Raw genomic sequence first — 15,068 nt, 5'->3', positions numbered from 1 at the left:
TAACATGACCATTTTAGAAACGACAGTTTTAGAGCTGAAAAATTACATTAACGGTGAGTGGCGGTCCCCATCTTCAAATGAAGTAATCCCGGTAATCAATCCAGCGACACAGGACGTCATTGCTAGGGCACCTCGTGCGACCAAGGAAGAAACAGAAACGGCGATTTCAGCTGCAAAAGAAGCATTTGAAAGTGGAGTCTGGTCAGGTCTTACAGCACAGGAGCGTGCTTCTTTCTTATATAAAATTGCGGATAAAATTAATGAACGCGCGGAAGAGTTAACGATTCTTGAAACAATGGACAATGGGAAACTAAAAGCAGAGGCGGGTTTCGATATTGCCGATGCCGCTTCGTGTTTCCGCTACTACGCTGGTTTAATTCAACATCCAGATGGGGAAACTTACCAAGTTCCCGCTCCCGTGCAAGCGATGGTTGTTCGCGAGCCAGTAGGTGTAGCCGGCTTGATTGTACCTTGGAACTTCCCTCTTCTAATGAGCGTGTGGAAAATCGCTCCGGCCCTTGCGGCAGGAAACAGCATTGTGTATAAACCGGCAGAAGTGACACCAGTTACGGCAATGAAATTATTTGAAATCCTAGAGGAGGTAGGCATCCCTAAAGGTGTGGCTAATATGGTAATGGGCCGAGGGACTATTGTTGGTCAAACAATTGCCGAAAGCAAGGATGTTGACATTGTTTCATTTACAGGAAGTACAGACGTAGGCCGCGAAATCATGAGAGCGGCAGCAGGCAACTTAAAGAAAATTTCACTTGAGCTCGGCGGTAAATCACCTAACATCGTTTTTGCAGATGCAGATCTAGAGACAGCCGTCGATTACGGATTGTTTGGTATCTTCTTCGGTGCCGGCCAGGTATGTTCATCAGGTAGCCGCATTCTTGTTGAAGAAAGTATTTATGATGAATATGTAAAACGCTTTGTGGAACGCGCAAATAAAATTAAAGTAGGACCTGGCCTTGCAGAAGACAGCAACATGGGGGCAATTGTCAGTGAAGCACAAATGAATAGTATTTTGAACTATATTGAAATCGGAAAACAGGAAGGTGCGACACTTGCAGCAGGCGGTCACCGCCTTGTTGATGACGGCCTTGACAAGGGATTCTTCATTGCACCGACTGTCTTTACCGATGTAACACCTGATATGCGTATCGTAAAAGAGGAAATCTTTGGTCCAGTTGTTGTCATCCAAAAGTTTAAAGATGAAGACGAAGCTATTAAACTTGCAAATGATACAGACTACGGTCTTGCAGGCGGTGTCTTCGCTAACGATGGAGCAAAAGCACTGCGCGTGATCAAGAAAGTACGGGCAGGCATCACATGGGTAAATGATTATCATCCAACATATGTCGAGGCGCCATGGGGCGGTTACAAACAGAGTGGGATTGGACGCAGTTTAGGAAAATACGGTTTAGACGAATACCAGGAAATTAAACAAATCAATATTAATCTTGATGTAAAACCGGTCGGCTGGTTTCCAAATTAAGCATATAACTTGATGAGAACTTTAGACAAACTCGATAATAATGGAGTTTGTCTAAAGTTTTTTTGAGGTTTTGTAAAATTCGAACGTTGAAAATTCGCTTTCCTTGGGCGGTCCGCCCTCGGCGCCGTTGCGCCTGCGGAGTCTCCCTTAGACACGTATTCCCGCAGGAGTCTCGCACACCCGTTCCAATCAACCTTGTTTAAGAGTTAGATAGAGCTCCTATTGCCTACAGTCTGTATTAATCTTGAGGTAATAAGGATACTTTCCAACCAGAATTCTATTCAGCGAGATCAACTTGTGCCATCCAACCATTTGGATCCTAAAATGGAGGCAGCCTTTTTCTTATGGCGCCAACGGGGCAGGTTAGCTGAAGAAGGAGAATGATATGTCATGGTTAACGTGTCTCATCTCCAGGGAAAAATATCTATTTATCGCAACAAAAAAGGAGTTGTATATAGCTCCTGAAAATTTAAAAGGGGCAGATTATTGTGTCATTATCCTAAGTAGTACATATGGTAAAGTAACCCATATAATTAATTTCCTCCTTCAAACAAATAAGGAGATGTTTCTATTGTCAAGTTGTGGTCATGAATCAAGTTGTGGTTGTGATAACGGTGTTGGTGGATTTGGTGGCGGTTTCGCTTTTATAGTCGTTTTGTTTATACTCTTAATCATTGTTGGAGCTTCTTGTTTCGGTGGTGATGGAGGTTACGGTGGCGGTGGCGGTTATGCCCCCGTTCAAGGTCAAGGCTATGGCGGTTTCTGCTAATAGTATTTAAAAGAGCCGACCCTTTTTGGTCGGCTTCTTCAAGTAATTGTCCATTCATTGTTGATTGGGGACGATTGGGAAAATCCAGTCCTATATTCCATAATACATTCGTTGCAGCGATTGATTGGATAAACGATCGGGGCAGGTTAGCTGAAGAAGGATTATTATAACTAAACCAGAATACATATATTAATAATTCCCATAATTTAGCTGAAGTTATAATACAAAAAACTGGTGAATACGGAGGGATTTAAATGACACATCCCGCATTAAAAATGTATAGCTACCACGTCTGGGCAAATGGAGTTATAATTGAACGTTTAAAAGAACTTCCACAGGGCATTTATCATAAGGAAATTCAGAGTGGTTTTTCTTCTGTTTCAAAGGTGTTGTCCCACATTTATCTTACAGATCTCGCATGGTTTGACATACTCTCAGGTAAAAGCATGAATGAAGCAATGGGGTATACGGATCAAATAAGAAAAGAGTTGGAAACGAAAAGTATTGAGGAAATGGAAATGAAATTTCTTGACCTATCTGACCGAAACAAAGCAATTCTGAACAGTCAAAAAGATATTGAAAAGTTGATGGTGGTGGATAACCCTTATGCTGGGTTGCTTGAAACTTCTATTTCTGAATCCGTACTACACGTTGTCACTCACGGATCATATCACCGTGGCAATATAGCTACCATGTTGCGTCAAATGGGGCACACCTCCGTTATGCAAGATTTTGGTCTTTACCTATATTCTAAATAGAACAAGTGACTCAAACAAAAAATTCACTTAAAATGGAAAAGTTCCTTCATTAACGAATGGTGCGCTCTTTAATAAGGGGGTGCCTTCTTTATGGAACAAATGAGGAAGAGTTCAATAGCCGAAAATAGAAGGTATGATTAATTTATTTTCTTTCTTTTACGCTAGATAGTTGCATCTTTTGTGACGCATTAGATACAAACTACGAAGTAAACGAGGGTGAAAAGTGTAAAATATCAATCTAGGTAAGGGTGGGTTCATGAAGCGTATTGACGTTGGTTTTCTATCTATGGTTATATTCGTCTCAGTATTACTGTTTATTCTTCTTCAAGGAAAAATATCTAACAACGATCTAGTTTTATTGATTTTTGGGTTTGGCTTAGTTGTTGGTTGGGTTAAGCGTTTTATCCTTAAATATGAAAAGACGCCTTATTAAAGTATGCTGATGACATTCATGCTGTTTGAGTTAATTGAAGAATAAAAATTATAGGGGATTTTCAGGCTTTGTACTGGCTGATTATTCTTATATCATCAACTACATATTAATTTTTTAATACAGTTTTGGAACTTGTTTTAAGATATTCAGGAATTTCCTCGTTTTGAATGGAACTTAAAATAACGCCAATAATTATACGCGTCCAAGGAAGACCCCGCATGCGCAAAGGCGCCGAGGGCGGACCGCCCGCGGAAAGCGAGCGTCTTACGTCCAATAAACCAAAAAAACTTTAGACCCACTCAATTATTATCGAGTGGGTCTAAAGTCTAAAGGGAACTTCCAATGAAGATCCCTTTTTATACGGCTAATTCACTAAAAGCACCCAGGGGGTATTCCGTCCTCCTGGGCGATTTCTTTATCGAAAGAGTACTCAAAAATATATGCTATGAACAATGGTCATCATTTTAATGAAATATTTCCATTACATCCACTCTAACCAAGTCTTATCTTTTAGCTGAGGGCTTTACATCTTGCGGAATAGGGGAGACATAGCTTTTCCCTTTTAATCGTTCTTTTAGCTCTGCTTTTGCCTTGTCTATTAGTTCTGGATTTTGGAGCACTTCCACTGCAGTTGCCGCAATAACCTTGCCAGCATGAAGCATACCTTTATGGGCAATGGATGTTGATCCGAGTGTAACCCACTGCCAGCTATGCAAAGGGGATCCAAGAACAAAACAAGCTGTTGTGCATTGAGCAGTAGGAACAATCCAACTAACATCTCCCACATCCGAGGAACCTGTTAATGGTGATTGACAGCCTTCAATGGGTTCTAGCCAGCTTGCCATAGCATCATCTTGGCTATCTTTAAACGGATTTGTTGTACTATTCCTTTCTTGTTCGGTTAAGGTATCACGCACTTCTTTTGCAAGCTGTTTTTCCTTATCATCGTGTTGTGGAATACCTATTTCTTGAAAGTTCTTATACATGACGGATTCTAACACTGTGTTTTGAATAACATTAGAACAGGCTTTATCGAAAACAATTTCTACTTCAGTTCCTGTCATAAGGGCTGCGCCTCTAGCAATATTACAAACTCTTAAGTAAATATCTTGCACTTGTGAAACTTCTGGAGCTCGTACTAAATATAGAACTTCTGCATCTTGTTGGACAACATTAGGTGATAAACCACCAGAATTCGTTATTGCATAATGGACTCTTGCTTCTTGGATAATATGCTCCCTTAAATAGTTCACGCCAACATTCATAAGTTCTACGGCATCTAAAGCACTCCGTCCCAAATGTGGTGATGCTGCTGCATGAGAGCTTTTGCCTTTAAACTTATAATACACTTGGAAATTCGAAAGCGAATCCATCGACATAATGCCGTTAACATCCAGTGGATGCCAACAAAATGCAAAATCAACATCATCAAACAATCCTTCTCTGACCATGAAGGTTTTGCCTGATCCTCCTTCTTCTCCAGGACATCCATAAAAACGAACTGTCCCATTTAAATGATTCTCTTCCATATAATCTTTCACCGCAACAGCAGCAGCTAAGGATCCCGTACCAAGTAAATTGTGACCACATCCATGGCCGTTTTCACCTTGTACAATTGGCTCTTGTTTAGCTGTAGCTTTTTTTTGACTCATACCTGACAACGCATCAAATTCTCCCATGATTGCCACAACGGGTTTACCAGTACCAAAGCTCCCAATAAATGCCGTCTCTATGTTTCCAACACCTTTTTCAATAGAAAAGCCTTCGCTTTCTAATGTGCTGCATAGTAATTCAGCAGATTGATATTCTTCAAATCGTGTTTCTGCAAAATTCCATATACGGTCACTAACTTCAATGAATTTTTCTTTTTTTTGTTCAATGATTTCTGATAGTCTATTTACATGTGTCATAGTACACTCGTTCCTTCCTATCTATTCATTCGATTAAAAAATGAAATATTATTTTAATAGTCGTCTTGCAATAAGATTCAACAGTTCAACACTTCTCGGTAAAACTTCTTCTTGAATATCAAATTTAGGATGGTGATGTGGTGCAGGAATATCGGTCCCGATAATCATATATGTCCCTTTACCACCATTATCCTGTACTCTCCGAATCATAAAACTTGCATCTTCGCTTCCTGCAGAACCGGATTCCCTACTTGCTTTGATTGTTGAAAAACCATCTACTTTTCTGGCTTCTTCCATAGCTAGCTCGACGAGTTCCTGATCACATTGAATCGTAATTGCTTGTCCTATAATTTCAATTTCATGTTCAAGCTCATGCATACCTGCACTGTGAGCCACAATATTTCGAACGCGTTTCTCTATTTCTGCATTTGTTTCTTCGGTTACAGACCGGGTTTCAATGACCATTTTTGCATGCGCTGGAATAATATTAGCGGCTGTTCCGCCATTGAGAATACCTACATTTATGCGGGTTGAGCCTGAACTAAATCTTGGGATAGCATGAATATTCAATAATGCAGTGGCTGCTCCTAATAATGCATTTTTTCCTTTTTCAGGAGAAGCACCTGCATGAGAAGATACCCCATGAAAATGAGCGGCCATTTTCGTACTTGCTAAAAAGCCTGAAGAACCACCATGAAATTCTCCTAAAGGGACATCTGTGCCAAGGTGCATACAATATATATGATCCACATCATCCAAAATTCCTTTTTGTACAATTGAATAGGCACCGCGCACTCCTTCTTCAGCTGGTTGAAAAATAAGCTTGACCGTTCCTGCGAAGTTCCGGTCCGCTAATTTTTCAGCAAGCCCTAAGCCAATTACGGTATGTCCATCATGAGCACAGGCATGCATATTCCCTTCATATTTGGAGCGAAAACCGTTTGTTTGTGGGAAGTGGTCAGAATCAGTACTTTCCGTAACAGGTAATGCATCCATATCAAACCGGAAGGCTATAGTTGGACCTTCTGTTTTTCCTTTTACTATACCGATAACGGCCGTATATCCACCCTTCATTTCTTGGAGAATTTCTGGATTGGCACCATCTTGCAATGCTCTATTAAATGCTTCTTCTAATACTTCTGTAGGGGGAACTCCACGGCGGGAATCCCCATCTAAAGCATCTCTCCCAAATATCACGTTATATGATAATGAAGTTAGTGCTTCCACTACCTTTGAAGCAGTTCGAAATTCAGTAAAGCCAACTTCTGGGTGTTGATGCAGATCACGTCTTAATGAAATAATATCCAATTCTTTTCACTCCTAATTTTCTTTGATGAAATTCATAAATATTTCGACCTGGCCCAAGCATCACAGCCCCTTAAGTCACTGAAGGGGCTACAAGGCGCATTTGATTTTTCAAATTACGGTAATTTTGGATATACTCCGGGACCAATTGGGAGTCCAAGGAAATACCAAACCACTACCATTAGCGTCCAAATGATAAAGATGATAATCGGATATGGCAATATAAGAGAATAATATGTTCCTAGCTTTGCATCTTTTCTATACTCTTGTAAGAAACTTAAGAATAGTGGGACAAATGGAGATACAGGTGCTAATGGTAGAACAGAAGAATCTGCAACCCTGAACAACATTTGGGCGAAGGCAGGATGATAACCCAATACCATGAACATTGGGACAAAAACCGGTGCTAAAATAGACCAAATGGCGGATCCGCTGGCAATAAACATAGATAGGAGTCCAGATAAGAACATTAACCCAATAAGGACGGGTGCACCATCTATGTTTAGCTGTTCTAAGAGATCTGTTATGGATAATGCTAGAAATTTACCCATATTACTCCAGTTAAAGCAAGCGACAAACTGGGAAAGTGGAAAAACCATAATAATAAATCCGGCCATTCCTTTAATTGGATCTACTAATAATTCTGGAATATCATTTTGTTTCTTAATTGCCCCCACCTTAACTCCATACGTAATAGAAACTGTAAAAAAGAAAAGTAGGATGATCGCGACAATACCAGACATGAATGGGGAGGGAAGAATAGCTCCAGTTTCTGGATTCCGTAATAGTGCTCCTTCCGGAACGACTAGAAGGACCATAACAGCTATAAAAATCAATGCTGAAATACCTGTTGCAAGGAGTGCTTTGTTTTGTTGCTTCGTTAATTGCTCCAATTTTTTATGGTGACCGCTACCTTCATATTTTCCTAAGCGCGGCTCAACAAATTTATCTGTAATCAAGGCAATGACAACCGTAAGTACGAGAACTGAAGTCGCCATAAAGAACCAGTTATCGGTAACATTAACTGTCAAATTTGCTTTCATTCCATTAGCTACTTCCGAACTAATTCCTGATAGCAAGACATCTGTTGTGACGATTAATAAATTGGCAGTGAAACCCGAACCAACCCCGGCAATAGCAGCGAGCAACCCAGCAACAGGGTGACGTCCCACAGCAAGGAAAATTAAAGCTCCAAGAGGAGGCATAATAACAAGCGCAGCATCAGAAGAGACATGGCTAAAAAAGGCAACGAATACAACTAAATAACTCGCGTATTTCCCTGAGACCTTTAACGACATTTTCCGAATCAAAACTTCTAACAAACCGACTTTTTCAGCAAGTCCTACGCCTAGCATAAGGGCTAAAATAGAACCTAGTGGTAGAAAGCCGGAAAAGTTTTTAATCATATTCGGCAGTATCCATTGAATGCCTTCACGGCTTAAGAGGTTTTGAACTTCCACTTTCTCTCCACTAATGGGATCCGATGCCGAAACATGGAAAACGGATAAGAGAGCGGTTACAACAAATAAAAAGGCAATCATATAAATAAATAAAATAAATGGATGGGGGATTTTGTTTCCTATTCGTTCTACTTGATTGAAAAATCCACCTTTTTTATGATTTTGCAGATTAGTTGTATCTTTCATTACTTTTTGTTCCATTACATTCTCCTCCTAAGCCTTCTTCCATTTGTAGTTTGTGCTTTTTTTGTACCAATCATGTTTAAACCTGCTTAAGCCTTCGAGCACTTCATACATACCTTGGATTTCATTTAACGAACACTTAGCGTTATTTTCGTTAAATGTATTATATAATTAAGAATAATCTATTTCAATAGAATTTTCAGATAAAGTATAATCCTTTTTTTTCAAGTTTTAGGAATCTTGCTAAACAAACAATGGGCTTAGGATCCTTGAAATGCATTCGTAACCACGATTGAGAAGTTAACCATATTAAAAAGTAGCACTGTATATTCATGTCAAACGGTGCTTTACATGTTATTAATATTTGGATTTCAATATTATTCCCTGTTGGGGTTAATTGGTTATTTTGATATAATAAATCTACTAGTAGGGTGTAGGGGTGAAGGAAACTTGTATAAAATTGGTGTTGTAGGTCCACTTGCATCTTTAAAGAAAATTCGGGATGTAACTAATGAATTTGAGCATGAAATAGATTTTATTGATTTTCCATATGAAGATGCACGAGAGGTTACGGACATTATAAAAAATCACCAAAGTACAGTAAATGGTTGGTTTTTCTCTGGACCAGTTCCTTATAGAATAGCAAAAGGAATGTTGGATTCAGAGGCCAATTTTACATATTGTCCTCCTGTAGGATCTAGTTTATATAGATGTTTATTACAAATGTCTGCAGATCAAAAACATTTTTTCGATAAGTTATCCATCGATATGATTCGATTGGAAGACTTTTTTTTGCATGAGTCGCTGCAAGAGTTAGGGATTTCCACCGAACATATTTATATAAAAACATTTGATGAACAATATGATTATCAAGAAATTGTTCAATTTCATCTTCAGTTGTGGAAGGAAGGGGAGATACATGGTGTCCTAACCGTTTTACAATCTGTATATGAGGCCTTGAAGAAAGAAAATGTTGCTGTCTACAAAATAAATATGACAAAGATGGAAATTCGGCAAGCGGTCAAGATTTTGATTGAAAAAGCAAAAAGTACCTATTTTAAAGATAGTCAGATAGGTGTAGAGATTATTGAAATTGATCAGTTTGATCAATTTGTGGACGAGGTCAATATTCGTTATCATCTTCAGCATTTGGAGCTGAAAATTAAACAAACATTGCTTTCATTTTGCGAAAAATTAGATGGATCCCTCATAGAAAATGGAAACGGCCGCTATCAAATATTTAGTTCACGGAAGGCAATTGAACGAGAAATTGGTAGTTTGCAAAGTACTGTTCAATTACTGGCCCTTGATATGGGTGTCTCAGTTGCAGTTGGTATTGGTTTTGGTGAGACGGCTGCATCGGCTGAAATCAATGCTCGTAAAGCGATCCGTCATTCGAAAAAGCAAGAAAGTTCAGGGATCGTCGTTATCCAGGAAGATGGTTTAATGATAGAATCTGTAGGTCAAGAAGAACAATTGGCATATACCTCCCGTTCTAATGATAAAGAACTGCTAGATAAATTAAATCAGGCTAACATTAGTGTAAAAACGTATAAAAAAATAGAAGCATTGATTGATCGTATGGGCTGGGATGGCTTCACCTCCTCAGACTTAGCTTCTCATTTATCCATGTCCGTTCGAAATGCCCAGAGAATTATGAGTAGTTTAAGTGAATGTGGTCTAGTGGAGTACAAAGGAGAAGAACTTCAATCGCCTCGGGGAAGACCTCGTAAAATTTATATGTTAAAGAAGTAACACCTCGGAGTTCTTGATACACGCGTAAATGCAAATTAAAATTCGCTGAAAGTTTTGAGGATGTTCCTTAACTATCGTAGAACATTGCCATCAAGATAAAGTTATGTAGTGCCCCCGAACAAAATTTGGGGCTTTCTTTAACAAAGAAGTTCATTTAAACGTTTTGGGGGTTATTTTTGCTTTATGGGTATGCAAAGGGATTCCTAGGTCTAGCTTACGGAAACTACTTCTTTAAACGGCGGTGGCAATCAGCTTTTTTCTATAGCAACAAACGGGATCGGATTATTGAATAAAGCGTCTATTTTACTATGTTAAACGTGTTAATATAAACGATGTATTGGTCGGATTTACAATTGAAGGGAGCGATGTATGATGTTGACTTTCGTGATAGTTGTTTTGATGTTATTTTTAATCCCAGGTCCCGCTGTTTTTTTGACAATAACTCAAACTATAAAAGGTGGAAAAAGGAATGGAATTATCACAGGTTTGGGTATTGCTGTTGGTGATTTAATACATACTCTTGCGGCAGTTGTTGGACTTTCTGCGATATTAATGACATCTACACTTGCATTTGGAGTGGTTAAATATTTAGGTTCAGCATACTTAGTTTATTTAGGGATAAGAGCTTTGGTTGAAAAAACAAAAAAAGTTGAAAAAAAACCTATCACGAAGAAAGTGAACAATAAGCTATCGTTTCGCCAGGCTATGTTAATTGAATTACTAAACCCCAAGACTTCACTATTTTTCTTAGCTTTCTTACCACAATTTGTACGAAGTGATGGTTCACCAGTGACAATTCAGCTTTTGATGCTCGGGTTAACATTTGTACTGATGAGCATATTATATACCACTCTCTTAGTGTTCCTAACAAGTACAATTGGTAATAAGTTAATCGTCAAATCTAACCAGGGTTCAAATTGGTTTGGGAAAGCCATAGGGGTAGTTTACATTGGTTTGGGAATAAAGCTAGCTCTTCAAACAAACGAATAATATGTAAATGATTATCAATTGTTAATCAATTGAAGGTGCTTAGTCTTAGAATCGAAGCTGTCTTTAAGGCAGCTCTTCTTTTTGCGAATAAATGGGCAGTTTGGTTGAAGAGAGAACCACGGTATTAATGTAAGGTAACTTGAGGGGGAATTAACTTATATACATAACTGGGCAAAAGAAAATGGAGTGGCATTGGAATCTGGGATTCAACGAATAAAAGCTCACCGTTTTTATGAAGAGAAATTAGATTATGATAAATGGTTATTCATTTAGAAAAACGTTGTGATTAAACATGGGGGTAATGATGTTCGCAAATATGAAGCAAGAATAGGGTCCTCAGAAAGTGAAAATCTCTGGAAAAACGACCATGATCTGTTTCATGTTGTATTTTGAACGTATTTCAATCACGTTTAGATTTTTATAACTTCCAGAGAAAAAATTAGAGCAAGGAGGGAATAAGATGAGTCTAGAGAACGTCCATGTGGATACACTTGGATCTCAAAGAGAAGAGGATCGTTTTATTAAAGGGGTAAAAGATTGCGTCCCTACGTTGCTTGGTTATTTAAGCATTGGGTTAGCTGCTGGTGTCGTTCAAAAGACAGCGGGACTTAGCATAGCTGAGATAGCCCTGATGAGTTTAATTCTCTATGCTGGATCAGCTCAATTCATTGCTGCAGGGATGATTGCAGCAAGTAGCTCTCCTACTGCCATCATTATTACCATTCTATTCGTTAATCTTCGTCACCTACTACTAAGTGCAGCACTTTCTCCTTATTTTCGACATCTTTCTCCACTTAGGAACATGCTAGTAGGATCTCTGCTCACGGATGAGACATTTGGTGTTGCCATTAACCAGACTGCGCACAAGAAGCGTATCAGCGAAAATTGGATGCATGGTCTCAATATAACTGCCTATTTAAATTGGGTTTTAGCCAATATAGCAGGAGCACTTTTGGCACAATGGATTTCAAATCCTGAAAAATTCGGTCTGGAATTTGCCTTACCAGCCATGTTTATTGGAATTCTCGTCATTTCCATATTAGGTAGAAGTAAAATCAAAATCGATGTTGCTGTCGCCATCATTGCAGTTGTGATTGCAGTGGCAAGTTCTTTCGTGTTTTCCAGCAGTATGGGGATCATTGTTGCTACAATCATTGCCTCAACGATAGGGATGGTGGTGGAAAAATGGAAGTAAGATTGGATGTTTTTTTGATTATTTTAGGAGCAGCTATCGTAACTTTCATTCCAAGGGTTGTTCCACTTATGGTTCTTAGTCGTTTTGAATTACCTGAGTGGGGAATGCGATGGTTAAATTATGTCCCCATTTCGGTTATTGCTGCTTTGATAGGTCAGGAGATATTGATGCATGACGGGAAAATTGCGTCTTTTACGAATAATGTTGAACTTTTAGCAGCTATACCCACTTTTTTTATTGCGATAAAGACACGCAGTTTACTGGCAACTGTAATTGCGGGCGTTATTTTCTTCATGGGTTTACGTTGGTTCATTTAACTTTTTTTTCACTCAATCTGATTCTTAACTCAACGCAAAAGAATCATCGAAGCCGATTCCTTGTATAGGAAATCGGCTTTTTTGAATGATAAAGCGGCATTTTCTTCGTTTTGGGTACAAATTCACTCAAGCTAGATGGGCATGTGGTTAGATCTCATTTTTATCTGTACATGGCTTTAGCAATTCAGCCACATCGTTATAAGTGATCACGTCGTCTATCATTCGCTGGAAATTTCCTTGATTGATAATATCATCACTAATTTTTCTTAATAATGATACCGTGGCTCTAAAAGGTGCAGATCCACTGCTAACTCTCTCAATTCCAAGTTCAGATAGCTGATTCAAAGAAGGTGTATCTGCCCCAGCTAACAAGTTGATTGGACAAGAAATTTCCCGTCTAAGCTTTTCGATGGTATCCATATTTTTTACACCAGGAATAAAAATACAGTCTGCGCCTGCCTGTTGATAAGCTTTTGCCCGATTGATGGCAGACTGAAGACGAGTCGCAGGGTCACCAATATTCAACCAATACAGATCAGTACGTGCATTGATAAATAAAGGCATGTTCAATGATCGAGTCATTTCTTTGATGGCCGTTATTTTTTCAACTTGTAATGAACTATCAAAAATAGGATCCTCCGGATTTCCTGTCCCATCTTCAAGGTTAATTCCAACCACTCCAGTTGAAAGAACCTGTCTAACGTTTTCTACCACTTCTTCAATAGAAGTTCCGTAGCCAAACTCAATATCAGCCGTTACAGGAACATGCACAGAATCGACGATCATTTTGAGAGATTCGATCAATTTTTCAAAGGGTAGGTTTCCACCATCTGAATAACCTAATGAAATGGCCATACCAGCACTTGTTGTACCAATCGCTTTAAATCCACTTTCTTGAAAAGTTCTGGCGCTACTGGCATCCCAAGCGTTTGGCAGTACAAACGTAGATGATTGGCTATGAAGCTGCTTAAATGTATGGAATTTTATAGTTTGCTTCTGATCATTCATAAAAGTATCTCTCCTTTTCCAAGTAACTTTACTGCTTTTGTTTAGTGTAAGCAATAGACATATCAAGGGTCATCGAAATATGGAAAGCACAATGGATGCATGAACTTTGATCCGACTCGTCTAGGACATAAATATTGTTTTCATTTCCCCGATGGGAGCAACCGTGTGAAAAGGGAGTCATATAGAGACTATATCCTATTATTTTTGAGATACAGTCAAAATCCATAAAAAATCATTCTATTATTGGGTGCTCTTGTTCTTTACACTCGTTGTATATTTTTTACCCCATTCTCCCATACTCTCCAGTATCGGTATAAAACTTTCCCCTGCATTGGTTAAAGAGTACTCAACTTTTGGAGGTACTTGTTGATACACTTTTCTGTTTATCATTTGATCTCTTTCTAATTCCCTCAACTGACTAGTCAGTATTCCTTTTGAGATTCCCGGCACCAATCTTTGAAGCTCACCAAATCGCCTTGTCTCTTTCAAATGCCAGAGAATAATGATTTTCCATTTACCTGCAATGACATTTTGTGCTTCTGTGACTGGGCATACCTCTATTTGTTCCTTGGGAATTTCACCCTGAAATGAAGTTCGAGCCATGCTAAATCCCTCTCTTTCCTAATGGTCCTGTTTTTATGACTACGTCCAAATTTGTAACTAACATAATATTATAAGACCATGCTTAAACATACAAGTTACACACAAAAATAATTGGAACCATTGGCGCAAAAGGTAAAAAGAGGCTATTGATAGAGAATAAGAAGTAACAGGAATAGTGGGAAATGCTTTAAATATCTTCAAGCAGATACATGGATTGCAGGAATTAAAAGGCACGTTGCTTTAAAACCATTATTTCCATGTTGCCTAGATTGCTCTTTCTTGATTAAGCGTGTAACCTTGAAGAAGAGCAGTCAACAATCGTGCAATAAGTATCAAACCATCATGCTATCTTGTCACAATGTCTAGTATAAAAATTCCTTGAAGGAGAGTGGAGTTACTAATATGAATAACCTTACGAAATTTCAAATTTCAAAACCAGCTCATGAAGTATTTGAAGCCTTCGTTGATCCTGCGAAAATCGGAAATTTTTGGTTTTCATCGAGTTCAAAAAGGTGGGAACAAGGCAAGACGATTACTTTGAGATATGATGAATACAATGCACAAGCAGATATAACAGTAATCGAAATCGATGAACATAAGAAAATTGTTTTCGAGTGGGGAGAAGGACATATTGTAACTATTACGCTAGAAGAGTTGGATAATTCAAGTACAATCATTGAAGTCAACGAAGAAGGCTTTAAGGAAAATGATGATGAGTTAATCAGTCAAATGATCGATAATAAAGAGGGCTGGGTTTATATGTTGACCTGTTTAAAGGGTTATTTGGAATATGGCATTAATTTGAGAGCGGCATTAGTTAAATAAATGGATGGCTATGAAAAAGCTGCAACATATATAGTAGCAGTCAAAGAATCTTCAACAAC

General features: G+C 38.6%; 13 protein-coding genes and 1 pseudogene. 9 read left to right on the top strand and 5 right to left on the bottom strand.

All coding sequences use genetic code 11. The features are described from left to right. The first annotated feature begins 4 nt into the window (after positions 1-4). From LQ203_RS22460 to LQ203_RS22450, 3 genes are all read left to right on the top strand, one after another. Positions 5-1,498, top strand: a complete 1,494-nt coding sequence (locus LQ203_RS22460) for an aldehyde dehydrogenase family protein (protein ID WP_230161538.1) — start codon at positions 5-7, stop codon at positions 1,496-1,498. Positions 1,499-2,060: 562 nt separating this feature from the next. Continuing rightward, the gene (locus LQ203_RS27580; RefSeq protein ID WP_290370635.1) at positions 2,061-2,267 is read left to right on the top strand and encodes a YjcZ family sporulation protein; all 207 of its coding nucleotides are present in this window, start codon (positions 2,061-2,063) and stop codon (positions 2,265-2,267) included. A 254-nt stretch (positions 2,268-2,521) separates the two neighbouring features. Next, positions 2,522-3,025 (top strand): DinB family protein, encoded by a 504-nt coding sequence (locus LQ203_RS22450; protein ID WP_230161536.1) that lies wholly within the window; start codon positions 2,522-2,524, stop codon positions 3,023-3,025. A gap of 936 nt (positions 3,026-3,961) precedes the next feature. Here LQ203_RS22450 and LQ203_RS22445 read toward each other — a convergent pair. The 3 genes from LQ203_RS22445 to LQ203_RS22435 form a co-directional block, all read right to left on the bottom strand. Beyond that, positions 3,962-5,368: a M20 family metallopeptidase gene (locus tag LQ203_RS22445; RefSeq protein WP_230161534.1), complete on the bottom strand. Its 1,407-nt coding sequence runs from the start codon at positions 5,366-5,368 to the stop codon at positions 3,962-3,964. Between the two features lie 48 nt (positions 5,369-5,416). Beyond that, positions 5,417-6,676: an amidohydrolase gene (locus LQ203_RS22440; RefSeq protein WP_230161532.1), complete on the bottom strand. Its 1,260-nt coding sequence runs from the start codon at positions 6,674-6,676 to the stop codon at positions 5,417-5,419. 113 nt (positions 6,677-6,789) lie between these two features. Continuing rightward, complete coding sequence (locus LQ203_RS22435; protein ID WP_230161563.1) at positions 6,790-8,319, bottom strand: AbgT family transporter; 1,530 nt, start codon at positions 8,317-8,319, stop codon at positions 6,790-6,792. A gap of 447 nt (positions 8,320-8,766) precedes the next feature. Between LQ203_RS22435 and LQ203_RS22430 the strand changes: the two genes are divergently transcribed. From LQ203_RS22430 to LQ203_RS22410, 5 genes and pseudogenes are all read left to right on the top strand, one after another. Continuing rightward, the gene (locus tag LQ203_RS22430; protein ID WP_230161530.1) at positions 8,767-10,071 is read left to right on the top strand and encodes a hypothetical protein; all 1,305 of its coding nucleotides are present in this window, start codon (positions 8,767-8,769) and stop codon (positions 10,069-10,071) included. A 372-nt stretch (positions 10,072-10,443) separates the two neighbouring features. Then, the gene (locus LQ203_RS22425; protein WP_230161528.1) at positions 10,444-11,061 is read left to right on the top strand and encodes a LysE family translocator; all 618 of its coding nucleotides are present in this window, start codon (positions 10,444-10,446) and stop codon (positions 11,059-11,061) included. Positions 11,062-11,211: 150 nt separating this feature from the next. Next, a pseudogene (locus LQ203_RS22420) lies at positions 11,212-11,334 on the top strand (GNAT family N-acetyltransferase); the annotation flags it as partial. A 187-nt stretch (positions 11,335-11,521) separates the two neighbouring features. Continuing rightward, positions 11,522-12,256 carry an AzlC family ABC transporter permease gene (locus tag LQ203_RS22415; RefSeq protein WP_230161527.1) on the top strand — a complete coding sequence of 245 codons (735 nt, stop codon included), beginning with the start codon at positions 11,522-11,524 and terminating at the stop codon, positions 12,254-12,256. Beyond that, positions 12,247-12,573 (top strand): AzlD domain-containing protein, encoded by a 327-nt coding sequence (locus LQ203_RS22410; RefSeq protein ID WP_230161525.1) that lies wholly within the window; start codon positions 12,247-12,249, stop codon positions 12,571-12,573. The genes LQ203_RS22415 and LQ203_RS22410 overlap by 10 nt, the downstream gene beginning before the upstream one ends. A gap of 147 nt (positions 12,574-12,720) precedes the next feature. Here LQ203_RS22410 and LQ203_RS22405 read toward each other — a convergent pair whose 3' ends face one another. Together LQ203_RS22405 and LQ203_RS22400 are read right to left on the bottom strand one after the other, a co-directional pair. Then, complete coding sequence (locus LQ203_RS22405; protein ID WP_230161523.1) at positions 12,721-13,581, bottom strand: isocitrate lyase/phosphoenolpyruvate mutase family protein; 861 nt, start codon at positions 13,579-13,581, stop codon at positions 12,721-12,723. Between the two features lie 240 nt (positions 13,582-13,821). Further along, positions 13,822-14,184: a helix-turn-helix domain-containing protein gene (locus LQ203_RS22400; protein ID WP_230161521.1), complete on the bottom strand. Its 363-nt coding sequence runs from the start codon at positions 14,182-14,184 to the stop codon at positions 13,822-13,824. A 402-nt stretch (positions 14,185-14,586) separates the two neighbouring features. On the opposite strand from LQ203_RS22400, the gene LQ203_RS22395 reads away from it, so the two are divergent. Further along, a complete protein-coding gene (locus LQ203_RS22395) occupies positions 14,587-15,009 on the top strand; it encodes an SRPBCC family protein (protein ID WP_230161519.1) in 423 nt (140 codons plus the stop codon). The last annotated feature ends 59 nt before the right edge of the window (positions 15,010-15,068 follow it).

It is taken from the genome of Peribacillus sp. Bi96 (assembly GCF_918698115.1).
GTDB lineage: Bacteria > Bacillota > Bacilli > Bacillales > DSM-1321 > Peribacillus.
Note: the sequence above shows the minus strand (reverse complement) of the source record. Positions and strands in the feature narration are given on the sequence as shown.